The organism is Streptomyces sp. NBC_00454, from assembly GCF_041434015.1.
GTDB lineage: Bacteria > Actinomycetota > Actinomycetes > Streptomycetales > Streptomycetaceae > Streptomyces.
Genome location: NZ_CP107907.1, coordinates 3,429,585 through 3,455,624, shown reverse-complemented (window position 1 = coordinate 3,455,624; position 26,040 = coordinate 3,429,585). Strand labels below are relative to the sequence as shown.

Genomic DNA, 26,040 nt, shown 5'->3' with positions numbered 1-26,040 from the left:
ACTAGTTCTTGAGCTTGAGGCTGAACGCCCAGACGGCGAGCGGCTTGCCGTCCTCGCCGACCTGGACGATGTTCAGCTTCTTCGAGGCCGGGGCCTCGCCCTGGCCGCCCGTCGAGAAGACGTCGGCGCCGGGGAAGCTGCGGTAGGTGTTGGAGGAGGGCTCGGTGATGGGCTGTCCGTCGAGGACGGCCTGCCACTTCTTGCCCTTCTCGACGACGTCCGGCTCGACGCCGAGACGGAGGGTGTCGCCGCGGCCGTACTCGACGGTCTTGGCGCCCTTGAGGTCGGTGAAGCACTCCTGGACCTTCTCCGCCGTGAGCTCCTTGCCGTCGTGGCAGGCGGCTTCGGCGGACACCGACGAGGTGCCGACCGTCACGGTCGCCAGCGGCGTCGGCTTGTCACAGGCGGAGAGGAGGAGGAGCCCGGCGGAAACGGCTCCGAGGGCCGCGACGCTGCGGCGGGCCCTACCCGAGAAAAGCGGTGCGGTCATGAGCCGAAGGCTATCGGGCCCGTACGCTGCGCTGCTGCACGGGGTCCCACGGTGCGGCGCCGTGGCGCGAGCGGTCCCGGCTGCGCCGGGCTTTCGGGGCTCCGCCCCGGACCCCGCGCCTCAAACGCCGGCGGGGCTGGATATGACCTCATGCCACCCGGGGTCGCGAGGAGCTGTGCTGGTGGCGCGGGGAGGCGAGGAAGCCGCGTAGGGCCATCGTCGTGCCCAGGGCCACCACGGCCGCGGCTACGGACATGCCCAGGGCGCCGTTCAGGGGGAGGGCGATGCCGATCGAGCCGCCCAGCACCCAGGCCACCTGGAGCAGGGTCTCCGAGCGGGCGAAGGCCGATGTACGGACGGCCTCGGGCACGTCGCGCTGGATCATCGCGTCCAGCGAGAGCTTGGCGAGGGCCTGGCAGAAGCCGGCCGTGGCGCCCAGGACGGCCATGAAGACCCCGCTGAAGAACACCGCCGCCACGATCGCGACCCCGAGGGTCAGGCACAGGACGGCCGCGATGATCGCCTCGGGTGCGCGGGCCCGGAGCCATGCGCCCACCGCGGTCCCGCAGGCGTTGCCGACGCCCGCCGAGACCCCGACGATGCCGAGCGAGACCGCCGCGCTCTGCCCGGCGAGCGGGTGCTCGCGCAGCAGGAACGCCAGGAAGAAGATCAGGAATCCGGACAGCATGCGCATCGACGCGTTCGCCAGCAGCCCGCACAGCACCGGCCGGCTCACCGTCCGCAGCCCCGGCCGCTTCGAGTGCGCCTCGTGCGTGGACAGCCGGGCCCGGCGTTCGCCCTTGGCCTCGTCCACCTTGGGCGGCAGCGTGAACGCCGCGAAGGCGCCCCAGATGAAGATCGCGCACGCCCCGTAGAGCGGCCACGGCGGCCCGATCGCGTGCAGTCCGGCACCTACGGGGGCGGCCGCGCCCGTGGCGAGCAGCCCGGCGAGCGTGACCCGGGAGTTCGCCTTGACCAGGGAGAACTTGGGCGGGAGGAGCCGTGGGACCACGGCGCTGCGCACCACCCCGTACGCCTTGGAGGCGACGAGGACGCCCAGCGCGGCCGGGTACAGCTCCAGGCCGCCCGTGGCCACCGCGCCCGACATCATCACCGCCAGCAGGGCCCGGGTGAGCATCGCGCCGGCCATCGCGGCCCGTCGCCCGTGCGGCAGCCGGTCCAGCAGCGGGCCGATGACCGGGGCCAGGAGGGTGAAGGGCGCCATGGTGATGGCGAGGTAGAGGGCCACTCGGCCGCGTGCCTCGTCCGTGGGAACGGAGAAGAAGACGGTGGAAGCGAGCGCGACTGTGATCATCACATCGCCGGCGCCGTTGATCGCGTGGAGTTCGATCAGTTTGCCGAGGCCCGATTCGCCGGCCCCGTGCGCGTGCGTGGCCCGCCGGATTCCGCGCGCCGTACCGGTGAAGGGGAGGTGCAGGGCACGCCCGATGGCCCGGCCGGCCCGCCTGGCCGGTCCCGAGCCGTCATCGGACGACCGTACGGGTGCCACGGCCCCATAGTGCCCCACTTGCCCCCTCCGGACCCTTCCCGGCGCGTTGCGCGGAGATGGCCGGTAGTGGGGTTGTCCGCGAATCGGACCTTGCATGTGGGCCCAGGGCGCCGGAGGAGGTAGCGTGCGTAGCGCGCCACCGGCGGTTGCTCCTGGCCGCGCGCCTCTTCGCGATCCCGCAGAATGGATCGCAGGTAGGTGCGCCCTGGAACCCGATCGGGCGCGGACGTCGACGCGGCCCTCTGGTCCGCTCCGCCCGCGCTACGTAGGGACAGCCGACGGGTCGTTGTGGACGACAAGTACGGACGGCGCACTCGTGAGACGGCGTAGGAGAGAACGAGACCTGTGAGTGCTGCGACGACGCGAAGCCGTACCCCCGACCGCCAGTGCGTCGAGGCGGTAGACCTCGCCCGCGCGGCGGCCGAAGAGGCCGCCGCCCCCGGAGTGGTGGGCGAACACCTTGCCGCGATCTCGGAGGGTGACCGGGTCGTCACGCACTTCTTCGAGTGCAAGGACCCGGCCTACCGGGGCTGGCGCTGGGCCGTGACGGTGACGCGTGCCTCCCGCGCGAAGAACGTCACCCTCGACGAAACGGTGCTCCTTCCCGGCGACGACGCCCTGCTGGCCCCCGAGTGGGTGCCGTGGAGCGAGCGGCTGCGGCCCGGCGACATGGGCCCCGGGGACCTGCTCCCCACCGACGCCGAGGACCTGCGCCTCGAGCCGGGCTGGTCGGGCGAGGACGCCCCGCCGCCGAACTCGGTGGTCTCCTCGGAGATGGCCGAGCTCGTCGAGGCGGAGGACGCCGACGTCACGGACCGCGCGGTGGTCCCCGTACGGGGTTCCATCACCTCGGTGGCCGAAGAACTCGGCATGCGCCGTGCGCGCGTCCTGTCCCGCTACGGGCTGCACAGCGCGGCCGACCGCTGGGACGAGTCCTTCGGCGCGAAGACCCCGATGGCGCAGGCGGCACCGGCCTCGTGCGTCTCCTGCGGCTTCCTGGTCGCGATCGGCGGCTCGCTGGGCCAGGCATTCGGCATCTGCGCGAACGAGTTCGGCCCGGCCGACGGCCGCCTGGTCTCCCTGTCCTACGGCTGCGGCGGCCACTCGGAGGCCGCGGTCATGCCCAAGCCCCTGCGCCCGGCCCCGCCGGTCCTCGACTCCATGGCCGCGGACGAGTTCCTCCTGCGCCCCGCCCCCGACTCGGGCTCGGTCCCGATGTCGCAGGACGACGTACTGGCGGACCTGGGCCACTCGTAGAAATCCGGCCCCGCCGACTCCAGCCCCGCCGGCGTTTGAGGCGCGGGGTCCGGGGCGGAGCCCCGGGGAACGGTGGAAGGGCGGGTAGGGGACCGCTCCGCGCAGCGGCAACCCCGCAGCCCGGCCCGCCCCGGCCCGCCCCGCCCCGCCCACCGCTTCACCCGGGTGGCCTACCCGGAGTGTGGGCGCCCCCGCTGCATGATCCGCTGGCGGGGATGAAGACCTCCGCGCGCCCGGACACCGCCAAAGGCACCGGCAAAGGCTCCGGCACGGGCAAAGGCACAGCCCCCCACACCGGCCAGGCGGCCCCCGCCCGCGCCCGCCTGTCGTGGGTGGACTTCGCCGTGGCCGCGGCCGTCCTCGTACTCGGGTTCCTGATCCTCCAGGTCGGCAAGGGCACCACCGTCAACTTCGACCCCGCCGACGTCCCCGACGTGGACACCGACCCCTCGAAGCTCCCGTACTACGCCGCCCGCAGCGTCCTGCGGATGTTCATCGCGCTGATCGCCTCGGTGGTCTTCACCTTCGGGTACGCCTACGCGGCCGCCCGCAGCCGGCGCCTGGAGCGGGTGCTGATCCCGCTCCTGGACATCCTCCAATCAGTACCGGTCCTCGGCTTCCTCTCGGTCCTCGTGACCTTCTTCGTCGCGCTGTTCCCCGGCTCGCTCCTCGGTCTCGAATGCGCCGTCATCTTCGCCATCTTCACCTCCCAGGCCTGGAACATGACCTTCGGGTTCTACGCCACCCTGACCTCCCTGCCCCGCGAACTCGACGAGGTCTCCCGCTCGTTCGGCTTCACCCGCTGGATGCGCTTCTGGCGCATCGAGGTCCCGGCCGGGGTCATCGACCTGGTGTGGAACGGCATGATGAGCTTCGCCGGGGGCTGGTTCATGCTCGTCGCCTCCGAGGCCGTCTCCGTCTCCGGGCACGACTACGCCGTCCCGGGCCTCGGTTCCTACGCCGGTACCGCCATCGGCGAGGGCGACCTCGGGAAGGTGGGCTGGGTCATCCTCGCGATGACCGTCACCATCGTCACCGTCAACTTCTTCTTCTGGCGGCCCCTGACCGCCTGGGCGGAGAAGTTCAAGAACGAGCAGTCGGAGTCCACCGACGTCCAGCGCAGCTGGGTACTGGACTTCCTGCGCCGCTCCCACTGGCCCACCCTCCTCGGCCGCACCACCGCCCCCGCCCGCGACGCCACCGCGCGCGCCGCCCGCGTACTGGGCCGCGACGACAGGGCGCTCTCCGTGGACCCGGCCCGCCGCCGCACCGGGGACATCGCCTTCGCGGTCGTCGCCGGGGCCGTCATCCTGTGGGGGCTGTACGACCTGCTGCGCTACCTCCAGCGCGAGAGCGGCCTCGGAGTCTTCGGTGAACCGCTGGTGCTCGGGCTGATCACCTTCCTGCGGGTGATCGTGCTCGTCGCCGCGGCCACCGTCGTCTGGGTGCCCGTGGGGGTCTGGATCGGCTCCTCGCCCCGGCTCACGAAGATCGCGCAGCCGGTCGTACAGGTGCTGGCGAGCTTCCCCGCGAACCTGCTCTTCCCCGTCGCCGTGTGGTTCTTCCTCAAGACCGGGCTCGACATCAACATCGGCTGCATCCTGCTGATGGCCCTCGGCGCGCAGTGGTACATCCTCTTCAACGCCATCGCCGGCGCCATGGCCATCCCCTCCGACCTCAAGGAGGCCATGGACGACCTCGGGGTCCGCGGGATCCAGCGGTGGAAGCGGCTGATCGTTCCGGCCGTGTTCCCCTCGTACGTCACCGGCGGCATCACCGCCTCCGGCGGCGCCTGGAACGCCTCGATCGTCGGCGAGGTCGTCACCTTCGCCGGTACGACCCTCTCCGCGACCGGCCTCGGCGCGTACATCTTCCACGCCACCGAGGCCGGGGACTTCCCGAAGCTGATCGCCGGGATCGCCGTCATGAGCCTGTACGTGGTCGGGCTCAACCGGCTGTTCTGGCGGCCGCTGTACCGCCTCGCCGAGCGCCGCTACTCCATCTGAGGAGCCCCTGACCATGACCGCGACGACCACGACCACGCCGACCACCATCCTCAAGGCCGCCGCCCTCACCAAGGCCTACGCGGGCGCCGACGGCGAACTGCCCGTGCTCGGCGGCATCGACCTGGAGATCCACGAGGGCGAGATCGTCGCCCTCCTCGGCAAGTCCGGCAGCGGCAAGTCCACCCTGCTGCGCTGCCTCGCCGGCCTGATCCCGGCGAGCTCCGGCTCCGTCACCTACCGGGGCGAGGAGCTGCGCGGGGCCAACCCGGGCACGGCGATGGTGTTCCAGACCTTCGCGCTGCTGCCCTGGCTGACGGTGCAGCAGAACGTGGAACTGGGCCTGGAGGCCAAGGGGGTGGACCGCGAGGCCCGCGCCCGCCAGGCGGTGGAGGCCATCGACCTGATCGGCCTCGACGGCTTCGAGTCGGCCTACCCGAAGGAGCTCAGCGGCGGGATGCGCCAGCGCGTCGGCTTCGCGCGGGCGCTCGTGGTGGAACCGGAGGTGCTGATGATGGACGAGCCGTTCTCGGCGCTGGACGTGCTCACCGCCGAGAACCTGCGCGGCGAGCTCATGGAGCTGTGGGCCTCGGACCGCTTCCCCGCGAAGGCGGTGGTGCTGGTCACCCACAACATCGAGGAGGCCGTCCTGATGGCCGACCGGGTGGTGGTGCTGGGCTCGCGCCCTTACGGGACCATCAAGGAGACCTTCGCGGTGGACCTGGCCCGCCCCCGGGACCGCAACGGAGCCGAGTTCGAGCGGATCGTGGACGCCGTGTACGCGGTGATGACCGGCCGCACCGCCAAGACCCCGGCCGCCGCCCCGCCCGCCAAGCGGACCCCGGCCAACACCCCGCTCCCGGCGGCCAGCGTCGACGGGATGGCGGGCCTCGCCGAGATCGTGCTCCAGCGGGGCGTGGGCGACGGCCGCGAGGATCTCGCCGACCTCGCCGACGAGCTCGGCCTGGAGGTGGACGACGTACTGCCCCTGGTGGACGGGCTGGAACTGCTGGGCCTGGCCGAGGTGCGGGACCTGCACCTGGTCCTGACCCCGCGCGGCACCGCCTTCGCGGGGGCCGACGTACAGGAGTCGAAGAAGCTGTTCGCGGAAGGCGCGATGGAGGTCCCGCTGGTCCACCTCATCCACTCCACGCTGCGGCGCTCGCGGGGCGGCACCCAGCGCGCCGGGTTCTTCCGGGACCTGCTCTCGCACCACTACACGAGCGAGCAGCTGGAACAGCAGCTGGAGACGGCGACGGACTGGGGGCGCTACGGGGAGCTGTACGGGTACCTCGCGGACGGCGAGGAGTACCGGCTGGACGAGGAAGACGCGGAGGTCCCGTAGGCCCGTGGCTCCGTCGGCCTCGTAACGGGGCCGGGCGGCCCGTACTGTCGGTACATGGGGGAATCGGACATGGTGGGAATGGACGGCCGGGTCACCGGGACGGTCGGGCCGGGGCTGGTCGGCGAGGTCATCGTGCGGATCCGGGGCGGGGCCGAGCACTTCCTCGCCTACCCGGCGCCGGGGACGGGCGGCGGCCGGCTCGCCGTGGGGACGGTGGTGACGGTGGTCGAATACCTGCCACCGCGCACGGTGTACGTGATGGCCGCGTACGACAACTGAGGTGCGCTGAGACGCCCCTCAGGCAGGCCCGCGACCTCCTTGTATCAAGACGGCGACAAGATTAGGCCGACCTCTTCACGCCGTCCTGACACAGGCGCAGACTCGCCTGGTCGGTGGCGGACGCCACCGTGAAAAAGGGGGAGTTGCCGATGTCTGTCGGCGTATTGGCGGGCGTTGTCATCGCGGCGATCGTGGCCGTGATCGGGCTGTTCAAGCTCATGTGGCGGGTGGCCGAGCCCAACGAGGCACTGGTCATCTCCGGTTCCACGCACAAGACGGAGGGCCTCGGGGAGGGGATGGGGTTCCGGATCGTCACCGGGCGCGGAACCTTCGTGCTCCCCGGCGTCCAGGCCGTGCGGAAGCTGTCCCTGGACCTCAACGAGACGGAACTGCTCGTCGACTGCGTGACCCACCAGGGGATCCCGCTGCGGGTCAAGGGCGTGGTCATCTTCAAGATCGGCGACGACTTCGTGTCCATCGCGAACGCGGCGCGCCGGTTCCTGGACCAGCAGAAGATGATGCCCGAGCGGGTGCACATCGTCTTCGCGGGCCATCTGCGCTCCATCGTGGGCGGGTTGACGGTCGAGGACATGATCCGCGACCGGGAGAAGCTGACCGGGCAGACCCGGGCGGCGTGCGGCAGCGAGATGGAGAAGCTCGGGCTGATCGTGGACTCGCTCCAGATCCACGAGATCGAGGACCCGACGGGCTACATCAAGAACATGGCGATGCCGCACACGGCGGCGGTCCAGCGGGACGCGCGCATCGCCCAGGCGGACGCCAACCTGCTGGCCACCGAGGCCGAACAGGCCGCCTTCGCGCGGATGTCGGAGGCGACGCGGGACAGCGAGATCCTCCAGGCCGGCTACCAGGCGGAGCGCGACAAGGCGGCCGCCACCGCCCGGCAGGCGGGCCCGCTCTCCGAGGCGGCGGCGCGCCAGGAGGTCGTGGTCCAGGAGACCCGGGTCGCGGAACTGGAGGCTCACCGGCGCGAGCAGCAGCTCCAGGCGGACGTGCGCAAGCCCGCGGACGCGGCGGCGTACGAGGTCAGGACCCGGGCCGAGGCGGACCGCGACGCCCGCATCTCGGCGGCGCAGGCCCGCGCGAAGGAGACCGAGCTCGCGGCGGCCGCGGAGGCCACGCGGGTGACGACGGCGGCCACGGCCGACGCGCAGGCCACGGAGGCACGGGGCCTGGCGGCCGCCACCGCCACCCGTGCGACCGGTGAGGCCGAGGCGGCGGCGACGCAGGCCAGGGGCCTCGCGGAGGCGGCGTCGGCGAAGGCCAAGGGCCTCGCGGAGGCGGATGCCATCAAGGCGCGGGCGGCCGCGCTGGCCGAGAACCAGGAAGCGGTGGTCGCGCAGCAGCTGGCCGAGAACTGGCCGGCGATCGTGGAAGCGGGCGCGGCGGCCTTCGGCAACGTGGAGCACATGATCCTGCTCAACGGCGCGGAGGGCATGTCGGACATGTTCGCCAAGGCCCTGACCATGGGCGGCACCGGCCTGGGCCTGGCCCGCCAGCTCCTGTCCTCGATGTCCCCGCCGGTCCCGCCGACGCGGCAGGCCCCGGCGGCCACCCCGGTCAACGGAGCCTCGGCAACGACCTCCCACCAGATCCCGATCCAGGAGTCGTAGGCGTCAGCGCTTCGGCGGGCGGCGGCGCAGGATGCGCTTTGCCGCCAGGGTCAGGGCCGTGGCGGCGATCAGGACGAAGGCGCCCTTCGTGAAGTCGCCGCCATGGGTGGGGGGCGGGGTGGCCGCCCCCGGGGTGGGTGCGGGTCCCGAGGGGGAGGGGGACGCCGACGGTGGCGGGGTCACCGGGATCGCCACCACGCGGCTGTTCGCGCCCTCCGCGCCGAACATCAGCGCCCTGCCGTCCGCCGTGTAGGTGACCGACTCCGCCTGGCCCTGCCAGGGCGCGGCCACCGCCTCGCCCTCCCCGGACGGGCGGCCGTCCTTCCACGGGTAGGTCTTCGCCCACAGGTAGCCCCGCAGGGTGAGCCGGCCGCCGTCCGGGGAGAAGGCGCCGTCCGTGACCCACGGGACGTCGCCGATCCGCCGGAAGGTGTTCGTACCGGAGGGGGAGAGGGTTTCGGGGCCCTCGTAGAGGCCGCCCGCGCGCTCGTCCTTGCTCGCGATGTACACCCGGCCGGTGACCGGGTGGACCATCAGCGCCTCCGCGTTGCGCGGCCCGTCGGCGTACTTCACCGTGAACTGCTCGGCCTTGAGGGTGACGTCCCCTAGGGTCTTCGGCTCCGGGAAGCGGTAGATCCACACGTGGTCCCAGGTGCCGCCGAGGTTGTCCCCGATGTCGCCCACGTACAGCTGCCCGTCCGGTCCCAGCGAGATCGCCTCGATGTCCCGCGGCTTGCCGACGCCCGTCATCGTGACCCGCGCGACCGTCTTGCCGCTCGCCGAGTCCACGGCGTAGATGTACGGGCCGTCGTCGCTGTCGTTGTGCGTCCAGTACACGCCCGGATGGATCCGGCTGGCTGCGAGCCCGCTCGACTCCTTGATCCGGGGGTCGGTGATCGTGAACCCGGAAGGGGCGGGGGACGGGACTGTCGCGGCACCCGCCGTTACGGCGGTCAGCAGGGCGAGGGCCGTCGCCCCGGGAACGGCAACGGCGACGGCAACGGCAACGGCGGTCGAAGGCAGCAGGCGGCGCAGGCGCATGCCCCTACCCTGCCAGTTGGCCCCGCGTGTCCGGCATCACAGGGGTGACGGTGGCGTGATCCGCGATGATGACCGGATGCGTTTCATGTTTGTCGGTGATTCCATGACCATCGGGCGCGCCGGCGACTACACCTGGCGCTACCGGATGTGGCAGCACCTCAACGCGACCTTCGGCGGGCCGTATCGGATCGTCGGCCCGCGCAGCGAGCTCTACGACACCTTCGCCGCCGCGCCGACCAGCCACGAGTACGCCGACCCCGGCTTCCCGGAGCACGCCCGCCGGCACCTGGCCGGCTGGGGCGAGGGCTGGCAGCACATGGCGCCGCTCATCGGGCCCGCCGTGCGCGCCGCCGGGGCCGACGTGCTGCTCGTCTCCCTCGGCCTCATCGACCTCGGTTTCTACACCGGCGCCGAGGACACCGCCGCCAACGCCCGCCGCTTCATCGCCGAGGCGCGCGCGGCCCGGCCCGCCGTGCGGATGGTGCTGCTGCCCGTCATCCCCAACGTCCGGGCCCAGGACGACGTTCCCTTCGCGGCCCAGGTCGAGCTGTTCAACGAGCTCCTGGCGAAGGCGGTCGCCGACCTGTCGACCCCCGCCTCGCCGATCCTGCTGGCCGCGCGACCGGACTCGTACGAGATCCACCGCGACACCTACGACGGCACGCACCCCAACGCCTCCGGCGAGCACCGCCTCGCGGGGGAGTTCGCGGCGGTCCTGCACCAGGCCTGGGGCATCGGCGGCCCGTACCGGCCCCGCGACGACACGTAACACGCCCTTCACGGGCGGGTCTTGCTTCGAGTGCACTCCAGGCAGTTGGCTAGTGCCCCATGAAGTACACGCAGCTCGGACGCACCGGTCTCAAGGTCAGCCGACTCGTCCTCGGCACGATGAACTTCGGCCCCCAGACCGGGGAGTCCGAAAGCCACGCGCTCATGGACACGGCCCTCGACGCCGGAATCAACTTCTTCGACACCGCCAATGTGTATGGGTGGGGTGAGAACAAGGGCCGGACCGAGGAGATCATCGGTACCTGGTTCGCGCAGGGCGGCGGCCGCCGCGAGAAGACGGTCCTCGCCACCAAGGTCTACGGGAACATGGCCGCCGAAGGCGACCCGTGGCCCAACTACGACCGCCTGTCGGCGCTGAACATCCGGCGGGCCGTCGACGCCAGCCTCAAGCGGCTGAACACCGACCACATCGACGTGTACCAGTTCCACCACGTCGACCGCCGGACCCCCGTCGAGGAGATCTGGCAGGCCGTCGAGGTCCTGATCCAGCAGGGCAAGATCCTCTACGCCGGGTCCTCGAACTTCCCCGGCTGGAAGATCGCCCAGGCCAATGAGGCCGCGAAGCGCAACGGCCGGCTCGGCCTGGTCAGCGAGCAGTGCCTCTACAACCTCGCCGAGCGGCGCGCGGAGCTGGAGATCATCCCGGCCGCCGAGGAGTACGGGCTCGGGGTCATCCCGTGGTCCCCGCTGCACGGGGGGCTGCTGGGCGGGGCGATCCGCAAGTCGGCGCAGTCCGGGCGGACGGCCACCGGCCGCTCGGCGGACGCGCTCGCGAACAGTTCGGTACGGGCGCAGGTGCAGGCGTACGAGGACCTGCTGGACAAGCACGGTCTGGAGCCCGGCGAGGTCGCCCTGGCCTGGCTGCTGACCCGTCCCGGGGTCACCGGGCCGATCGTCGGGCCGCGCACGGCGGAGCAGCTCGCGTCCGCGCTGCGGGCGGTCGAGCTGGAGCTGGGCGAGGAGGTGCTGGCCGGGCTCGACGAGGTCTTCCCCGGGCCGGGACCGGCGCCGGAGGCGTTCGCCTGGTAGTCGGGGCCTGCTGGGCTACGGGTCTACGGGTCTACGGGTCTACTGGTTGACGGCGGCGGCCACGGCGACGACGACGAACATCAGTACGAGCACACCCGCCATGACGCGGTTTCTGGTCTTGGGATCCACCCGTCGAGCCTAACGCGACCGGGCCCGCCCTTCGGACGTCAGGGGCGGGCCTTCGTCGCGTCCGCCTCATCCGCCCAGGTCCCAGGCGCCGACGGTCTCGTAACGGGGCCGCTCGCCGGGGACGCCGCTGACGGGCAGGTTGCTGCGGACCAGGCTGAGGGTGGTGACCCGCCAGGGGCTGCCCTCGAAGGAGGCGAGGCGCTCCACGTACGGGCGCACGTCGTGCGACTCCTCCCGCAGGCGGCCCAGGGTGAGGTGGGGCGAGTACCGGTGGTGCTGGTCCATCGGGACCCCGGAGCGCCGGGCGGCTGCGTCGGCCCGCTCGGCGAGCATCCGCAGGGAGTCCAGGTCCCCGGCGGCGCCGGCCCACAGGGCGCGGTGGCCGAAGTGGCCGGAGCCGTGGAGCCGGAGCGTGAAGGGCCCGGAGCGGGCGGCGGCCCGGGCGAGGCGGGCGTGCAGTTCCGGTAGCAGCCCGTCCTGGACCTCGCCCATGAAGGCCAGCGTGAAGTGCCAGCCCGCTTCCGCGGTCCAGCGCAGCCGGTCGTCGCGCAGCGGTTGCACGGCTGCGGCCAGTTCGGCGACCGCGGTCGGGGGCGGCAGGACGGCTGCGAACAGTCTCATGGCCTGAGCCTAGCGACGTAGCCGGGTGCGGCGCCGTATCCGGGGGCCAGCCCCCGGACCTCCGCTCCTCAAACGCCGGAGGGGCTGGATTTTGGCTGGCGTCAGCCGAATCCAGCCCCTCCGGCGTTTGAGGAGCGGGGTCTGGGGCGGAGCCCCAGGAGGGCGGCCCGCAGGGCTCTACGCAGCCGTCACCAGGTGCCGCCGCTCGGCCGGGACGAACGTCACGCCGTGGCGGTTCACGCTGAGGCGGAGGTTCCCGACCCGGGAGAGGACGACCGCGATCACCAGGGCTGCGGCCAGGGAGACCACGCCGCCCGCGGCCATGCCGATCCGGGCTCCGTAGGTGTCCGTGATCCACCCGACCAGGGGTGCGCCGATCGGGGTGCCGCCGGTGAAGACCATCATGAACAGGGCCATCACCCGGCCCCGCATCTCGGGGTCCGTGGCCATCTGCACGCTGGAGTTCGCGGTGACGTTGACCGTCAGGCCGAAGATCCCGATGGGGACCAGCAGGGCCGCGAACAGCCAGAATCCGGGCGCGAAGGCCGTCACCAGCAGGAGTACGGAGAAGAGCACCGCGGCCGCGACCAGCAGCCGCAGGCGGGAGTGGCCCCGGCGGGCGGCCAGCAGCGCGCCCACCAGGGAGCCCGCCGCGATGAGCGTGTTGAACAGGCCGTAGGTGCCCGCGTCACCGTGGAACACCTTGCTGACGAAGGCCGACAGCCAGATCGGGAAGTTGAAGCCGAAGGTGCCGATGAAGCCGACCAACACGATCGGCCAGATCAGCTCGGGGCGGCCGGCGACGTAGCGCAGTCCCTCCCGCAGCTGGCCCTTGGCGCGGGGCTGGACCTCGACCGGGTGCAGTTCGTGCGTGCGCATCAGCAGCAGGCCGATGATCGGCGCCGCGAAGGACAGGCCGTTCAGCAGGAAGGCCCAGCCGGAGCCGACGGCGGTGATGAGGACACCGGCCAGCGCCGGGCCCACCAGCCGCGCGGACTGGAAGTTGGCCGAGTTCAGGCTGACGGCGTTGGCCACCTGGTCCTTGCCGACCATCTCGGAGACGAAGGTCTGCCGGGCCGGGTTGTCCACGACGGTGACCAGCCCGAGCAGGAAGGCGGCCAGGTAGACGTGCCAGACCTGGACGTGGCCGGCGAGGGTGAGGACGGCGAGCGCGATACCGGTGAGGCCCATCGCGGCCTGCGTGCAGAGCAGCAGCGGCCGCTTGGGGAGCCGGTCGGCGAGTACGCCTCCGTAGAGGCCGAAGAGCATCATCGGCAGGAACTGCAGCGCGATGGTGATGCCCACCGCCGAGGCGGATCCGGTCAGGGAGAGGACGAGCCAGTCCTGGGCGATGCGCTGCATCCAGGTGCCGGTGTTCGAGACGACCTGGCCCGTGGCGAAGAGCCGGTAGTTCCGGATCTTCAGCGAGCTGAACATGGAGTTCTTGGCGGAGCCCGACGCGCGCGTAGTGGTGGATGTATGGCCGGGGGCGGAGTCTGCTCCGGGTCCCGTACTCAAAAGGGTTCGCCTCCTGGCGTCGTTCCTATAGGTGCGCGAGCTTGTCCAGGACGGGAGCGGCCTCGCGCAGCTTGGCCCATTCGTCCTCGGTCAGCCCGGCCGCGAGCCCTGCCAGGAAGGCGTTGCGCTTGCGACGGCTCTCTTCGAGCATCGCCTCGGCCTCCTCCGTCTGGCGGACCACCTTCTGGCGGCGGTCGTCGGGGTGCGGTTCCAGCGTGACCAGACCCTTGGCCTCCAGCAGCGCCACGATGCGGGTCATCGACGGCGGCTGTACGTGCTCGCGCCGGGCCAGCTCACCGGGGGTGGCGTGGCCGCAGCGGGCGAGGGTGCCGAGGACCGACATCTCGGTCGGGCTCAGCGATTCGTCGACGCGCTGGTGCTTGAGGCGCCGGCCCAGCCGCATGACGGCGGAGCGGAGGTCGTTCACGGCAACTGCGTCGTCGCCATGGGAAAGGTCAGACATGTCTTTAGAGTAACTCATTACTCTCCCTAAAGAACACCGGGTATCCCACGTCACACCCGGGCCCCGGGGCGGACCCGGCTCACCCGTCAGCCGCCCCGCCACCCACCCCGTCACTCGTACGGGTGAGACCGCTCCGGAAAGTGACACGCGTCCATGCCCTGTGCCCCGACCCTTTCGGCATGGGGACACATGTGTTCAGCATGCGTATAGACGGGGAGCTTCTCGACAGGCTCCGGACTCATGCCGCCAAACGCGGAATGAGCGTCCAGGACTACGTGGTCCGGACGCTCATTCGCGATGATTTCGACGAACGCTTCAAGGCGGCCGTCGACGAGACGGAGAAGTTCTACGGGCTCACGTGAGCCCGGCTGCTCCGGGTACGGCTCCCTACCCGAGGCCGAGCGCCGGCATCGCGTAGTAGAAGACGAACACCGCCGCCACGATGTACATGGCCGCCGGGACCTCGCGGCCCCGGCCGGTCGTCAGCCGCAGGACGCAGAAGCTCACGAAGCCGATGCCGATGCCGTTGGTGATCGAGTAGGTGAAGGGCATCATCACCATGGCCAGGAAGGCCGGGACGGCGATGGTGAAGTCGCTCCAGTCGATCTCCCGGACCGAGCCGGCCAGGATCAGGAAGCCGACCGCGATCAGTGCGGGGGTGGCGGCCTGGGACGGGACCATGGTGGCGATCGGGGTGAGGAACAGCGCCACGCCGAAGAGGCCGCCGGTCACCACGTTCGCCAGGCCGGTACGGGCGCCTTCGCCGACGCCCGCCGTGGACTCCACGAAGCAGGTGGTGGCCGAGGAGGAGGTCGCGCCGCCCGCTGCGACGGCCATGCCGTCCACGAACAGCACCCGGTTGATGCCGGGGAAGGTGCCGTCGGGCTTCGTCAGCTTCGCCTCGTCGCCGACGCCCAGGATGGTCCCCATGGCGTCGAAGAAGCAGGACAGCAGCACGGTGAAGACGAAGAGGATGCCGGTCAGCACGCCGACCTTGCCGAAGCCGCCGAACAGGCTGACCTGACCGACGAGCCCGAAGTCGGGCGCGGCCACCGGGTTGCCCGGCCACGCCGGGACGGTCAGGCCCCAGGCCTGGTCCGGGAGCTTGGTGATCAGCTGTACGGCCACGGCGGCGACGGTCATGGCCACGATGGAGATCAGGATCGCGCCGGGGGTCTTGCGGATGATCAGGCTCAGCGTCAGCAGCACGCCGACCACGAAGATCAGTACGGGCCAGCCGTGCAGGTGGCCGTTGCTGCCGAGCTGGAGCGGGACCGTGGTGTGCGCGAGGTCCGGGATGCGGGAGACGAAGCCCGAGTCGACCAGGCCGATCAGCATGATGAACAGGCCGATGCCGATCGCGATGCCCTTGCGCAGGCCGAGCGGGACGGCGTTCATGACCCGCTCGCGCAGACCGGTGGCGACCAGCAGCATCACCACGAAGCCGGCCAGGACCACCATGCCCATGGCGTCCGGCCAGCTCATGCGGGGGGCGAGCTGGAGGGCGACGACGGTGTTGACGCCGAGGCCGGCGGCCAGCGCGATCGGGACGTTGCCGATGACACCCATGAGGAGGGTGGAGAAGGCGGCCGTCAGGACGGTGGCCGTGACGAGCTGCCCGCCGTCGAGCTGGTGCCCGTACATGTCCTTCGCGCTGCCCAGGATGATCGGGTTGAGCACGATGATGTAGGCCATCGCGAAGAAGGTCGCGAAACCGCCGCGGACCTCGCGGCCGATGGTCGAGCCGCGCTCGGAGATCTTGAAGTAGCGGTCCACGGGGGCGGACGTGCTCATGGGGACCTGGTCCTCGTTGGTTTGGTGATTCGTACGGCGAAAATGGGACACGCTCAAGCCATTTCAGTATGAACACATGAACGAAGGGCCGTCTATCTCCGCGCGTAGACCTTGGGCTGAGCGGCCTAGACTTGTCCCCATGGCGAAATGGACTGCGCAGCACGAGGCCCCCGAGCCCCTGGAGGGCCCGATCGTGGGGACCGTCATGGGCGGCACGATCCTCTGGTTCGCCCTCTTCGTCGTCCAGCTCCCCTTCTACGGATGGTTCGCCGACCGGGACCTGCTCTGGTGGGTCTGGACCTGCGCGGCCGGCGGAGTCCTCGGCCTGATCGGCCTCTGGTACGTACGGGGCCGCGACGCGGCGCTGAAGCGGCACGCCCTTGCGCTGGCCGCGCGGGACGAGGACGACCAGGCGGGTCCGGCCAATTCCAGCCCCGCCGGCGTTTGAGGCGCGGGGGTCCGGGGGCGGAGCCCCCCGGCAACGGCGCCGCACGTGCGCGGCGCACCGCACCGCGCCGCGCCGCGCCGGTCGAAAGCGCTACCCAGGGACGATTCCGCTCATCCCGAAGTCGGATCTTCGGACCGCTCGGCGGGTGAACCGTTGAATCGCCCTTTACCGTCGAAAGTATGACGCAGCGGGCGAACACCGAATCAGACGCACCGGAGCCGGGTGGTGGCGGCGGCAGCGGCGCGGCGGCCGGTCTCGCCATCGACGCGGGGGCCGAGCTCGACCCCGTACACCCGGTCAAGCCACCCGCTCCGCGGTTCAAGGCCGGCGGGCTGAGCACCGCCGAAGTCGCCGAGCGCGTCGCCCGCGGAGCCGTCAACGACGTCCCCGTACGGTCCTCCCGCTCCCTGTCGGAGATCGTCCGGGGCAACGTCTTCACCCGGTTCAACGCCATCATCGGCATCCTCTGGGCGATCATGCTCTTCGTCGCGCCCATCCAGGACAGCCTCTTCGGCTTCGTGATCATCGCGAACACCGGGATCGGCATCATCCAGGAGCTCCGCGCCAAGAAGACCCTCGACGGGCTCGCCGTCATCGGCGAGGCCAAACCCAGCGTCCGCCGCGACGGCAGGACCGCCGAGATCTCCACCTCCGAGATCGTCCTCGACGACGTCATCGAGCTCGGCCCCGGCGACAAGGTCGTCGTCGACGGACTCGTGGGCGAGGCCGAAGGCCTGGAGATCGACGAATCCCTGCTCACCGGCGAGGCCGACCCGGTCCTGAAGAAGCCCGGCGACCCCGTCATGTCCGGCTCGTTCGTCGTCGCCGGCGGCGGCGCCTTCACCGCCACCAAGGTCGGCCGCGAGGCCTACGCCGCCCAGCTGGCCGAAGAGGCCTCCCGGTTCACCCTCGTCCACTCCGAGCTGCGCTCCGGCATCTCCACCATCCTCAAGTACGTCACCTGGATGATGATCCCGACCTCCATCGGCCTCATCGTCAGCCAGCTGGTCGTCAACGACAAGAACTTCAAGGACGCCATCGCCCGGACCGTCGGCGGCATCGTCCCGATGATCCCCGAAGGCCTCGTACTCCTCACCTCCGTGGCCTTCGCCATCGGCGTCATCCGGCTCGGCCGCAAGCAGTGCCTGGTCCAGGAGCTGCCCGCCATCGAGGGGCTCGCCCGCGTCGACGTGGTCTGCCTCGACAAGACCGGCACCCTCACCGAGGGCGGCATGGACGTCACCGAGTGCCGCCCGCTCGGCGGCGCGGACGCCGCGTACGTCAAGAAGGTGCTCGGCGCCCTCGGCGAGAGCGACCCGCGCCCCAACGCCAGCCTCCAGGCGATCATCGACGCCTACCCGGACAGCGCCGAGTGGCGCTGCACCGAGTCCCTCCCCTTCTCCTCGGCCCGCAAGTACAGCGGCGCCAGCTTCAGCGAGGGCGACGGCGAGAACAACACCTGGCTGCTCGGCGCCCCCGACGTGCTCCTCCCGGCCGGGGACCCGGCCCTGGACGAGATCAACGAGCTCAACGAGCAGGGCCTACGGGTCCTCCTGCTGGGCCGCACCGCCCGCGAACTCGACGACGAGGCCGTGGCCACCGGGGTCAAGCCGACCGCCCTGGTCGTCCTGGAACAGCGGCTGCGCCCCGACGCCGCCGACACGCTGCGCTACTTCGAGGACCAGGGCGTCAAGGCGAAGGTCATCTCCGGGGACAACGCGGTCTCGGTGGGCGCGGTCGCCGGCAAGCTGGGCCTGCCGGGTGCGCAGAACACGGTGGACGCCCGCAAGCTCCCCACCGACCAGGCCGAGATGGCCAAGGTCCTCGACGAGAACGCCGTCTTCGGCCGCGTCACCCCGCAGCAGAAGCGGGACATGGTCGCCGCCCTCCAGTCCAAGGGCCACACGGTCGCCATGACCGGCGACGGCGTCAACGACGTCCTCGCCCTCAAGGACGCCGACATCGGCGTCTCGATGGGCTCCGGCTCGGAGGCCACCCGGGCCGTGGCCCAGATCGTCCTCCTCAACAACAGCTTCTCCACCCTCCCCTCGGTGGTCGCCGAGGGCCGCCGGGTCATCGGCAACATCACCCGAGTCGCCACCCTCTTCCTCACGAAGACGGTCTACTCGGTGCTGCTCGCCATCCTGGTGGTCTGCTCCCAGGTCGAGTACCCGTTCCTGCCGCGCCACCTGACGCTGCTGTCCACCCTGACCATCGGCATCCCGGCCTTCTTCCTGGCCCTCGCGCCGAACAAGGAGCGGGCCAGGCCGCACTTCGTGAAACGCGTGATGCGGTACGCGATCCCGGGCGGCGTCATCGCGGCCGTCGCCACCTTCGTGACCTACCTGATCGCCCGCCACTACTACACGGGACCGGACTCCCTCAAGGCCGAGACCAGCGCGGCGACGCTGGCCCTGTTCCTGACCTCGATGTGGGTGCTGGCGATCATCGCCCGCCCGTACACGTGGTGGCGGGTCGGCCTGGTCGGCGCGATGGGCGGGGCCTTCCTGATCGTCCTCGTCGTGCCGTGGCTCCAGGAGTTCTTCCAGCTGAAGCTGGAGGGCGCCGTGATGCCGTGGGCCGCAGTCGGCATCGCGGCCCTCGCGGCGACCCTGATCGAGTTCACCTTCCGGTGGGTGGACCGGAAGTTCCCGGCCTAGCCCCGCCCAGCCCCGCCCCACAGGAGTAGCCCGGGCCCGCTGTTCCGGCAGCCGGCCGTGCCGGCCGTGCGCCCGCCCGCCTCGATGCGGGCGGGCGCTTCTGCGTTTGGGGCGGGCAGCCCGTGAGCCTGTCCGCCGCCGAGTTGGACGGATTGGTCCAAGGCCGTTTCGGTCCAGCCGAAGGCTCATCCACCCCGCCTGACCAGCGGCGAAAGTAGTTCTTGCCAGCAGGGAACACCGCCCGGCAGGCCAGTTCGGAAGGCGTCGCGGCGGGAAGTCCCGCACGTCGCCGGTCTCCAAGAACGCCGTCACCGTCACGCGCACGACCAGGGGGGAACCTGTCATGCCCATGCCCATGCCCATCTCCATATCCACTCGCGCCCGTTCCGCACTCACCCTCTCCCTTGCCGCGCTGGTGACCTGCGCCGCCACCGGAGCCATGGCCGGATCGGCCGGCGCCGCCTCGGTGAGCACGTGAGACAAGGTCGCCCAGTGCGAGAGCGGCGGCAACTGGAGCATCAACACGGGCAACGGGTTCTACGGAGGGCTCCAGTTCACCCCCGGCACCTGGAGCGCGTACGGCGGCACGGAGTACGCGTCGCGGGCCGACCTCGCGACCAAGAAGCAGCAGATACTCATCGGCGAGAAGGTGCTCGCCGGCCAGGGTCAGGGCGCTTGGCCGAGCTGCGGACCTGCCGCCGGCCTCGGGGCGGATCACGCCAACCCCTACCCGGACCCGGTGAAGGTGCCGGTCAAGGACACGGTGCACCTCCAGCGGATCGCACCGAATGGCGACCTGTTCAATGCCGAGGGTGATTTCGCGGCGGGTCAGTGGAGGCCTTGGAGCAACCAGGGTGCCTCGCAGCTGAAGGAGGTCGCCAGTGCGGGTACGGGGTCGGTGAACCGGGTGTTCGCGATCGGCAGCGACGGCAAGATCCATGAGAACGACGGCGACTTCGCGGCCGGGAAGTGGAACGGCTGGAGCGACAAGGGCGGTACGGACCTCAAGCACGTGACCAGTGCCACGACGGCCGATCAGGTGAACCACATCTTCGCGACCGACGCGAGCGGCCAGATCCTCGAGCGCGACGCCGACTACACCGCGGGTACGTGGGGCAACTGGAGCGTCGCCGGGCCGGTCGGCGGGTTCAAGGCGCTCGATGTCACCGCCTCCGCCAGCGACAGGACGGTTCACCTGGGTGCGATCAGTCTGACGGGCCAGTACTTCAACACGGAGGGCGATTTCGCGGCCGGGCGGTGGAACGGCTGGAGCAACATGGGCGGTGACAACCTCAAGCGCGTCACCAGCGCTGCCGCGAACGGTGTCAACCACGTCTTCGCCACCAACGGCGCCAACCGGCTGATCGAGCGCGATGCCGATTACAACGCCGGGGCCTGGAACGAATGGGCCGACGCCGCGGGCGGCGCGGACGCCACGTCCGCCACCGCCACCTTCACCAACTGAGAGCCGGCGCGATCCGTCCAGGCCCTCGGCCGGGCGGATCGCTCCGGGTCTCACGCCGCCAGGTCGTGGTCCCGCTCCGCGCGGGCCGCGATGCGGGTGCGCAGGGTCAGGGTGGCCGCGGCGGCGAGCAGGCCGGCGGTGAGGGCCGCCCACCACAGGACGGCCGGGCCGATGCCGGTGTAGACGGTGACGCCCAGCGTCAGCGCGGCGAAGCGGGCCACGCCCCAGGTCCAGCTGAAGGCGCCCTGGTAGCGGCCGCGGGCCGAGGCGGGGGCCAGGTCCGCGACCACCGAGGCGGCGATTCCGGCGACGACCACCTCGCCGATCGACCAGACGGCCACCGAGACGACGTACGCGGCGACGGAGTCGGAGATCCCGGTCAGGGCCACGCCGACGGCGATCAGGCCGCTGCCCGCCGCCTGCACCCGCAGCTGCGGCAGGGCGGCCAGGCGGGCGGTCGCGAAGGGCTGGAGGCCCACGACGAGGACGGCGTTGACGGCCGCCAGGATTCCGTAGACGGCCGGCGAGTGGCCGCTGTCGCGGACGGCCAGCGGCAGTGCGACCTCGGTCAGCGAGTAGACGAAGAGCTGGATCCCGAACAGCGGGAGCAGGGTGAGCAGCAGCCGGTCGCGCAGCACGACCCCGTAGCCCTGGCCGCCCGCGTCCTTGGCCGGAGCGCTGCGGGCCGGTTCGCGCAGCCGGGTCGCGACCACGGCCGCGTAGACGAGCGCCGTGCCGGCGTCGACGGCGAAGAGCAGCCAGTACCCCTGCGCGGCCAGGAACCCGCCGAGCACACCGGCGACGGCCGTGCCGATGTTGACCCCCCAGCCGAAGAGCGCGTACGCCCGCTGCCGCCATCCGGTGTCCACCGCGTCGGCCATCAGCGCGTACGCGGCGGGGCCGACGACCGCTCCGGCCGCGCTGAGCAGCAGCGCCGCCGCGGCCATCGTCCACACCCCCGGGGCCAGGAACAGCGCGCCCTGCGCGACGGCGGAGCCGATGAGCCCGATCAGCATCGTCGGGCGGCGGCCGATCCGGTCGGCGAGGAGCCCGCCGACGGCCGGTCCGAGCAGGTTGCCCGCCCCCAGCGCGCCGAGGACGTACGAGGTCTCGGTGCCGGTGACTCCGCGGTCGGCCAGCAGGAACACCAGGAACGGGGTGACGAGGTGGCCGAGCCGGTTGACGATCGTTCCGGCGAAGAGGGTCCACACGGTGCGCGGCAGTCCGCGGAAGGAGGAGAACATGCGAGGAGCCTGCGCCCTGGGCACGCCGGACCCTATTGATTAAGCTGGGGCCGAATCCAACGGGTCTGCGGGGGCGGGTACATGGAATACGGACTGAGTTTTTCGGCGACGGACCTGGCGCAGACCCGGTTCGCGGTGTCCCCGATGTGGGAGGTCGTCACCAGCTTCCGGCTGCTGCGCGAGGAGACCGACCCGCCCATGCACCGCCACTGGGCCGGGCAGGTGCGACCCCGGCTGGTGCGCGCGGGGCTGGACCGCGGCTGGCTGGCCGCCCTGATCCCGGGCAACGGCTACCTCGCGGACTTCCTCAACCCGACCCCGGCCGGGCCCTTCCCCGAACTCCCCGCCGAACTGGCGGCGATCCGCCGCAGCACCCCGGAACAGGTGCGCGCCGACCTCGCCGTACTGGCGCAGAAGTCCGCCCGCCCGGCTCCGCGGCTGCGGCTGCTCCACGAGGAGCCCGAAGCGGTGCTGGAGAAGGTCACCGCCGAGATCGAGACGTACTGGGAGCTCGCGCTCGCCCCGTACTGGCCGCGCATCCGCCAGCTGCTGGAGGCGGACGTGTTCCACCGGGCCCGGCAGGTGGCGGAGCACGGCTCGGCCCATGTCCTCAACGAGCTGCACGAGAGTGTCAGTTGGGACGCCGGAACCCTGAGCATGGTCCGCCGGCACTGCATGATGAGGCGCGCGGACACCGGCTCCGGGCTGCTGCTGGTGCCCTCGGCCTTCGCCTGGCCGCGCGTGCTGACCCGCTCGGTGGCACCCGAACCGCCCCAGCTCGCCTATCCCGCCCGGGGCATCGGCACCCTCTGGGAGCCCCGCACCACCGAGCCCTCCGACGCGGTGGCCGCCGTACTGGGCCGCTCCCGGGCCCTGTTGCTGGCCGAGCTCGACGTACCGGCCTCGACCACGCAGCTGGCCCGCCACAGCGGCCTGTCCACCGCCGCCGTCTCCCAGCACCTCGTGGCCCTGCGCAACGCGGGCCTGGTCACCGGCCACCGCAACGGCCGCTCGGTCCTCTACGCCCGCACGGCCATCGCGGACGCACTGCTCTGCCCGGCGGGCGCGGGTACGGCCTAGGCGGTAGCCGTTTCCCAGTCGGAGGTCTAGTCGAACCAGCGGTCCCGGGCCAGTTCGGCCGTGCGGGACGGGTCCTCCAGGAGGGCTGCGACCTCGAAGCGGCGGGGCCACTGGCCGGCCGCCCAGGCGAGGCCTGCGGCGACGCCCTCCAGGGTGGCGGCGTGCAGGGTGCCGTCCGGGGTGCGGCGCCAGTCGAGTTCGATGCCGCCCGCCAGGAGTTCCTCGTGCTCCACGTAGCTGGCGGGGGTGGCCGGGCCGAGGAGGTGGAGGACCGACTCCGGGACCTCGTGCTCCTCGCCCTCCGTGGTGACCTCCGCGGGGACCGTCTCCGAGAGGCGGCGCACCTGGAACAGTTCGGCCAGGTCGGCGGCGCGGGAAGGGGCCACGGGCAGCAGCGGGAGACCGGCCGTCAGGGGGAGCAGGTCGGGGGCGTCCGCGATCACCGCGTCGGCCGCGTCCACCACGACGACCTCGCCGTCCACGACCGCCCGCAGCTCGTCGGGCAGGGTGACCTGCTCGGGATCCAGCTCGGCCAACGCACCGTACAGGGCGTGCAGTTGGCGGCCGCCGACCTCGCGCTCCGGGTCAGCGAGACGGGCCAGGAGCTCGGCCGCGCCGCCGGGTTCGGCGAGCAGGGCGGGCACGGAGGTGCGTACGCCCAGCGCCCGCAGGACCTGCTCGTCCTCGAAGCCGGTGGCGTCCGCCGGGGTGTACAGGCCCGCCAGCAGCGGGTCCCCGCCCGCGGCGCGCAGGCCGGCCGGGCGGCGGCCGTCGAGGACCGGGTGGTCGCGCAGCCACCAGGCGGTGTACGGGCGCACGGACCGGGTGGTGCCGTCCGGGAGCAGGACCCGGACGGGCTGGGTCAGGGCGTCGCGCAGCGGGGGCTGGGCGAGCATGGCCAGGGCCTGGGGCCAGCAGTCGTCGTCGACCAGGTCGAGGTCCCGTACGGCGACCAGCTCGGTCGCCACCGGCGGGACGGGGGTGTCGGGGAGCTGGTCCAGGAGGTCCTCGCACCACACGTCGACCGCGTCCAGCAGACCGGCGTCGTCGGGTTCGGCGAAGTCCCCGTCGCGGGGCTCCAGTTCGTCCGGGTCCAGGACCACGTCGGTGGCGCGGACCAGCTGGAAGGTGGCCAGGACCCCGACGGCGGTGAGGGTCCGCTCGTCCCAGTTGGCCACCAGGTCGGCGTCCACGTACGGGACTTCGTCCTCGCGGATGACGGAGGCCAGCGGGGATCCGGGCAGCAGCAGTTCGCCGGCGGGGGTCAGCTCCCCGTCCTCGTCGGGCAGGGCGAGCGCGCCCAGCCACGGTTCGTCGCCGGGCGAGAGCTCGGCGCCGCGCACCAGCCCGAGCACGATGTCGGCGAGCTCCTCGGCGTCGAGGCCGTCCTCGTCCCAGATCTCCCCGGCGTCCAGGGAGCCCGCGACGGCCGCCCGCACCTGCGGGGTCGTCAGAACGGCGCGCGCGGTGGCCGGGAGAGCGCCGAGCTTCTCCAGCAGCGGGTGCGCCGCGTCCGGGTGGGCCACCTTCAGCCCGAGCCGGGCCAGGCTCGCGGCGTCGACCCCCTGCGGGGTGTCCGCGCCGGGCAGCAGGATGTGCCGGGGCCCGATGGCGGTGCGTCCGTCGGCCAGCGGCACCGGGAGGCCGGAGAGCCGGTCCGGGTCCACGCCCGCGAGGCTGTCGTAGAGCCGGTGCCACCAGTCGGGGGTCCGCTCGATGCCCGCGATCCGCTCGATGGCATCGCCCAGCGGCAGCCGGCCCACCCCCAGGGTGCGCAGCTCGGGGCGGCGTTCCAGGCCGGCCGGAAGCAGGGTCGGGAGCACCTCGGCGAGGACCCGTACGGTGTCGGCGCCCGCGCCCTCCACCACCTCGGCCTCGAAGGGCCGCAGGGCGCTGCGCACGCCGAGCTCCTCCGGGTCCTCGGCGGGGGCGGCCGGGGCGAGGAAGGCGGTGCGGGGCAGCCGCTTGAGGACGGCTGCGCGCAGGGCCCCGTCGAGCTCGCCCTTGCCGAGCGGGCCGGGTACGAGGTCCACGAGCGCGGTGCTCACCGGGTCCCAGGAGCCGAGCAGTTCGGCGTACGCGTCGGCCGCGCGCTCCACCAGGAAGTCGGTCAGCGGCCCGGGCGCGGGGTGGCGCCGGGCGGTGTCCAGCGGCAGGGTCGCGATGAGCAGCGCAGGGATGCCGAGGGGTTCGTCGGTCGGGGTCGGCGCGTGCACGACGGGCGCGGTGGCGGGGCGGACGGGGGCGCCCTCGGAGTCCACGGGGACGGACCAGGACACCGCCCAGGCGGGCCGCAGCCGTTCCTCTACGGGGCGGTCGGCGAGCAGGGCCTTGTCGATGGGGCCGGAGTGACGGACGGTACGCCAGCGGTTCGTGCCGGTGCTCGCACCGGAGCCGGAGTCGGTACCGGAACCGGAGTCCTGGATGACGGTGTACGGGCCTTCGACGCGGCGGGTCAGCGTCCGTACGCCCCCGTCCGCACCCTCCGCCGGAACCTCCACGACGACCTCGGCCAGCCCGGGCAGGGTCAGCAGCAGGGCGTCGTCCACGGCGGCGAGCAACCGCTGCACCAGGCCCTCGGCGGCGGAGTCGCGCAGCGGGAGGACGACGACGGTGTCGTAGCCGTCGGGAGCGGTCCCCTCGGCCGGCAACGGGAGCCGCAGCAGCGGGACGTGGCCGTCGCGGCGGCGCAGCTCGTCGCCGAGGCCGGGGCTGCCGACGGCCGCGCCGCGGGCCAGCTCGCGGGCCTCGGCCAGCGACCAGCGGACTCCGCCGTGCCGGCCGAGGACGGCGGGCTCGTCACTGACGGCCAGGACGGCGGCGAAGCCGACGCCGAAGCGGCCGACGCTGCCGGCGCTGTCGTCCCGCTTGGCGGAGGCGCGCAGGGTGGACAGCGACTCCACGCCGGTGGCGTCCAGCGGGGCCCCGGTGTTGGCGGCGGCGAGCACCGCGTGACCGCCCTCGCCGGAGTGCAGCGTGAGCCGCAGCCGGCCGGGGACCCCGGCGCGGGCGGCCGCGTCGGCGGCGTTCTGCGCGAGCTCGACGACCAGCCGGTCGCGGTAGCCGCCGAGGGCCAGGTCCTCCTCGGCGTTGGCGTCCTCTCGGAAGCGGGCCGGGCCCGCACCCCAGGCGTCGAGCACCCCGCGCCGCAGCCGGGCCGTACCGAAGGGGTCGATGCCACCCTGGGCCGCCGTCACTCGCACGTTCACGCCGCTGCCTCCAAGCCGTACCGCTCTGTCCC

Annotated in this window: 22 protein-coding genes and 1 pseudogene; 14 read left to right on the top strand and 9 right to left on the bottom strand. The window is 72.1% G+C overall.

What is annotated here, in order from left to right; all coding sequences use genetic code 11:
• Position 1 precedes the first annotated feature (1 nt).
• Both OHU74_RS15945 and OHU74_RS15940 read right to left on the bottom strand, forming a co-directional pair.
• Positions 2 to 490: a DUF2771 domain-containing protein gene (locus tag OHU74_RS15945; protein ID WP_371616536.1), complete on the bottom strand. Its 489-nt coding sequence runs from the start codon at positions 488 to 490 to the stop codon at positions 2 to 4.
• A 148-nt stretch (positions 491 to 638) separates the two neighbouring features.
• Positions 639 to 2,000, bottom strand: coding sequence for an MFS transporter (locus OHU74_RS15940; protein ID WP_371616535.1), 1,362 nt, complete (start codon positions 1,998 to 2,000; stop codon positions 639 to 641).
• Between the two features lie 345 nt (positions 2,001 to 2,345).
• On the opposite strand from OHU74_RS15940, the gene OHU74_RS15935 reads away from it, so the two are divergent.
• The 5 genes from OHU74_RS15935 (at position 2,346) to OHU74_RS15915 (ending at position 8,518) form a co-directional block, all read left to right on the top strand.
• A complete protein-coding gene (locus tag OHU74_RS15935) occupies positions 2,346 to 3,257 on the top strand; it encodes a DUF3027 domain-containing protein (RefSeq protein ID WP_371616534.1) in 912 nt (303 codons plus the stop codon).
• A 215-nt stretch (positions 3,258 to 3,472) separates the two neighbouring features.
• Entirely contained in the window at positions 3,473 to 5,263 is a 1,791-nt protein-coding gene (locus tag OHU74_RS15930) for an ABC transporter permease (RefSeq protein ID WP_371616533.1), read from the top strand.
• A 13-nt stretch (positions 5,264 to 5,276) separates the two neighbouring features.
• A complete protein-coding gene (locus tag OHU74_RS15925; RefSeq protein WP_371616532.1) occupies positions 5,277 to 6,605 on the top strand; it encodes a nitrate/sulfonate/bicarbonate ABC transporter ATP-binding protein in 1,329 nt (442 codons plus the stop codon).
• Positions 6,606 to 6,659: 54 nt separating this feature from the next.
• Positions 6,660 to 6,884 (top strand): hypothetical protein, encoded by a 225-nt coding sequence (locus OHU74_RS15920; protein WP_371616531.1) that lies wholly within the window; start codon positions 6,660 to 6,662, stop codon positions 6,882 to 6,884.
• Between the two features lie 149 nt (positions 6,885 to 7,033).
• Entirely contained in the window at positions 7,034 to 8,518 is a 1,485-nt protein-coding gene (locus tag OHU74_RS15915; protein WP_371616530.1) for an SPFH domain-containing protein, read from the top strand.
• A 3-nt stretch (positions 8,519 to 8,521) separates the two neighbouring features.
• On the opposite strand, the gene OHU74_RS15910 is transcribed toward OHU74_RS15915, so the two are convergent.
• Positions 8,522 to 9,559 (bottom strand): WD40 repeat domain-containing protein, encoded by a 1,038-nt coding sequence (locus OHU74_RS15910; protein WP_371616529.1) that lies wholly within the window; start codon positions 9,557 to 9,559, stop codon positions 8,522 to 8,524.
• A gap of 76 nt (positions 9,560 to 9,635) precedes the next feature.
• On the opposite strand from OHU74_RS15910, the gene OHU74_RS15905 reads away from it, so the two are divergent.
• Together OHU74_RS15905 and OHU74_RS15900 are read left to right on the top strand one after the other, a co-directional pair.
• Positions 9,636 to 10,328, top strand: a complete 693-nt coding sequence (locus OHU74_RS15905) for a GDSL-type esterase/lipase family protein (protein ID WP_371616528.1) — start codon at positions 9,636 to 9,638, stop codon at positions 10,326 to 10,328.
• Positions 10,329 to 10,387: 59 nt separating this feature from the next.
• Positions 10,388 to 11,377, top strand: coding sequence for an aldo/keto reductase (locus OHU74_RS15900; RefSeq protein WP_371616527.1), 990 nt, complete (start codon positions 10,388 to 10,390; stop codon positions 11,375 to 11,377).
• 195 nt (positions 11,378 to 11,572) lie between these two features.
• Here OHU74_RS15900 and thpR read toward each other — a convergent pair whose 3' ends face one another.
• The 3 genes from thpR to OHU74_RS15885 all read right to left on the bottom strand — a co-directional run bounded on the left by thpR (position 11,573) and on the right by OHU74_RS15885 (position 14,108).
• Entirely contained in the window at positions 11,573 to 12,127 is a 555-nt protein-coding gene (gene thpR, locus OHU74_RS15895; protein ID WP_371616526.1) for an RNA 2',3'-cyclic phosphodiesterase, read from the bottom strand.
• Positions 12,128 to 12,304: 177 nt separating this feature from the next.
• Positions 12,305 to 13,645, bottom strand: a complete 1,341-nt coding sequence (locus tag OHU74_RS15890) for an MFS transporter (RefSeq protein WP_371616525.1) — start codon at positions 13,643 to 13,645, stop codon at positions 12,305 to 12,307.
• A gap of 25 nt (positions 13,646 to 13,670) precedes the next feature.
• The gene (locus OHU74_RS15885) at positions 13,671 to 14,108 is read right to left on the bottom strand and encodes a MarR family winged helix-turn-helix transcriptional regulator (protein ID WP_371616524.1); all 438 of its coding nucleotides are present in this window, start codon (positions 14,106 to 14,108) and stop codon (positions 13,671 to 13,673) included.
• Between the two features lie 179 nt (positions 14,109 to 14,287).
• Between OHU74_RS15885 and OHU74_RS15880 the strand changes: the two genes are divergently transcribed.
• Positions 14,288 to 14,470 (top strand): ribbon-helix-helix protein, CopG family, encoded by a 183-nt coding sequence (locus tag OHU74_RS15880; RefSeq protein ID WP_330297093.1) that lies wholly within the window; start codon positions 14,288 to 14,290, stop codon positions 14,468 to 14,470.
• Between the two features lie 25 nt (positions 14,471 to 14,495).
• Here the strand turns inward: OHU74_RS15880 and OHU74_RS15875 are convergent, their stop codons facing one another.
• Entirely contained in the window at positions 14,496 to 15,902 is a 1,407-nt protein-coding gene (locus OHU74_RS15875) for an NCS2 family permease (RefSeq protein ID WP_371616523.1), read from the bottom strand.
• 139 nt (positions 15,903 to 16,041) lie between these two features.
• On the opposite strand from OHU74_RS15875, the gene OHU74_RS15870 reads away from it, so the two are divergent.
• From OHU74_RS15870 to OHU74_RS15850, 5 genes and pseudogenes are all read left to right on the top strand, one after another.
• Positions 16,042 to 16,350: a DUF2530 domain-containing protein gene (locus OHU74_RS15870; RefSeq protein WP_330297091.1), complete on the top strand. Its 309-nt coding sequence runs from the start codon at positions 16,042 to 16,044 to the stop codon at positions 16,348 to 16,350.
• Positions 16,351 to 16,529: 179 nt separating this feature from the next.
• Positions 16,530 to 19,010 (top strand): HAD-IC family P-type ATPase, encoded by a 2,481-nt coding sequence (locus tag OHU74_RS15865; RefSeq protein ID WP_371616522.1) that lies wholly within the window; start codon positions 16,530 to 16,532, stop codon positions 19,008 to 19,010.
• Between the two features lie 343 nt (positions 19,011 to 19,353).
• Positions 19,354 to 19,488 (top strand): hypothetical protein, encoded by a 135-nt coding sequence (locus tag OHU74_RS15860; RefSeq protein ID WP_371616521.1) that lies wholly within the window; start codon positions 19,354 to 19,356, stop codon positions 19,486 to 19,488.
• A 12-nt stretch (positions 19,489 to 19,500) separates the two neighbouring features.
• A pseudogene (locus OHU74_RS15855) lies at positions 19,501 to 19,686 on the top strand (transglycosylase family protein); the annotation flags it as partial.
• A 63-nt stretch (positions 19,687 to 19,749) separates the two neighbouring features.
• Positions 19,750 to 20,475, top strand: a complete 726-nt coding sequence (locus tag OHU74_RS15850) for a hypothetical protein (RefSeq protein WP_371616520.1) — start codon at positions 19,750 to 19,752, stop codon at positions 20,473 to 20,475.
• A gap of 50 nt (positions 20,476 to 20,525) precedes the next feature.
• On the opposite strand, the gene OHU74_RS15845 is transcribed toward OHU74_RS15850, so the two are convergent.
• Positions 20,526 to 21,719: an MFS transporter gene (locus tag OHU74_RS15845; protein ID WP_371616519.1), complete on the bottom strand. Its 1,194-nt coding sequence runs from the start codon at positions 21,717 to 21,719 to the stop codon at positions 20,526 to 20,528.
• An 81-nt stretch (positions 21,720 to 21,800) separates the two neighbouring features.
• Between OHU74_RS15845 and OHU74_RS15840 the strand changes: the two genes are divergently transcribed.
• The gene (locus tag OHU74_RS15840; protein WP_371616518.1) at positions 21,801 to 22,799 is read left to right on the top strand and encodes a DUF5937 family protein; all 999 of its coding nucleotides are present in this window, start codon (positions 21,801 to 21,803) and stop codon (positions 22,797 to 22,799) included.
• A gap of 26 nt (positions 22,800 to 22,825) precedes the next feature.
• Here OHU74_RS15840 and OHU74_RS15835 read toward each other — a convergent pair whose 3' ends face one another.
• Complete coding sequence (locus tag OHU74_RS15835; RefSeq protein WP_371616517.1) at positions 22,826 to 26,008, bottom strand: sacsin N-terminal ATP-binding-like domain-containing protein; 3,183 nt, start codon at positions 26,006 to 26,008, stop codon at positions 22,826 to 22,828.
• Positions 26,009 to 26,040: the final 32 nt, after the last annotated feature.

What these genes read in the sequence shown, in the direction of transcription:
- OHU74_RS15930 (WP_371616533.1), top strand. Translation starts at nt 3,473, where the DNA reads ATGAAGACCTCCGCGCGCCCGGACACCGCCAAAGGCACCGGCAAAGGC.
- OHU74_RS15840 (WP_371616518.1), top strand. Translation starts at nt 21,801, where the DNA reads ATGGAATACGGACTGAGTTTTTCGGCGACGGACCTGGCGCAGACCCGG.
- thpR (WP_371616526.1), bottom strand. Translation starts at nt 12,127, where the DNA reads ATGAGACTGTTCGCAGCCGTCCTGCCGCCCCCGACCGCGGTCGCCGAA.
- OHU74_RS15925 (WP_371616532.1), top strand. Translation starts at nt 5,277, where the DNA reads ATGACCGCGACGACCACGACCACGCCGACCACCATCCTCAAGGCCGCC.
- OHU74_RS15885 (WP_371616524.1), bottom strand. Translation starts at nt 14,108, where the DNA reads ATGTCTGACCTTTCCCATGGCGACGACGCAGTTGCCGTGAACGACCTC.
- OHU74_RS15845 (WP_371616519.1), bottom strand. Translation starts at nt 21,719, where the DNA reads ATGTTCTCCTCCTTCCGCGGACTGCCGCGCACCGTGTGGACCCTCTTC.
- OHU74_RS15915 (WP_371616530.1), top strand. Translation starts at nt 7,034, where the DNA reads ATGTCTGTCGGCGTATTGGCGGGCGTTGTCATCGCGGCGATCGTGGCC.
- OHU74_RS15880 (WP_330297093.1), top strand. Translation starts at nt 14,288, where the DNA reads ATGGGGACACATGTGTTCAGCATGCGTATAGACGGGGAGCTTCTCGAC.
- OHU74_RS15875 (WP_371616523.1), bottom strand. Translation starts at nt 15,902, where the DNA reads ATGAGCACGTCCGCCCCCGTGGACCGCTACTTCAAGATCTCCGAGCGC.
- OHU74_RS15870 (WP_330297091.1), top strand. Translation starts at nt 16,042, where the DNA reads ATGGCGAAATGGACTGCGCAGCACGAGGCCCCCGAGCCCCTGGAGGGC.
- OHU74_RS15865 (WP_371616522.1), top strand. Translation starts at nt 16,530, where the DNA reads ATGACGCAGCGGGCGAACACCGAATCAGACGCACCGGAGCCGGGTGGT.
- OHU74_RS15920 (WP_371616531.1), top strand. Translation starts at nt 6,660, where the DNA reads ATGGGGGAATCGGACATGGTGGGAATGGACGGCCGGGTCACCGGGACG.
- OHU74_RS15910 (WP_371616529.1), bottom strand. Translation starts at nt 9,559, where the DNA reads ATGCGCCTGCGCCGCCTGCTGCCTTCGACCGCCGTTGCCGTTGCCGTC.
- OHU74_RS15945 (WP_371616536.1), bottom strand. Translation starts at nt 490, where the DNA reads ATGACCGCACCGCTTTTCTCGGGTAGGGCCCGCCGCAGCGTCGCGGCC.
- OHU74_RS15900 (WP_371616527.1), top strand. Translation starts at nt 10,388, where the DNA reads ATGAAGTACACGCAGCTCGGACGCACCGGTCTCAAGGTCAGCCGACTC.
- OHU74_RS15905 (WP_371616528.1), top strand. Translation starts at nt 9,636, where the DNA reads ATGCGTTTCATGTTTGTCGGTGATTCCATGACCATCGGGCGCGCCGGC.
- OHU74_RS15860 (WP_371616521.1), top strand. Translation starts at nt 19,354, where the DNA reads ATGCCCATGCCCATGCCCATCTCCATATCCACTCGCGCCCGTTCCGCA.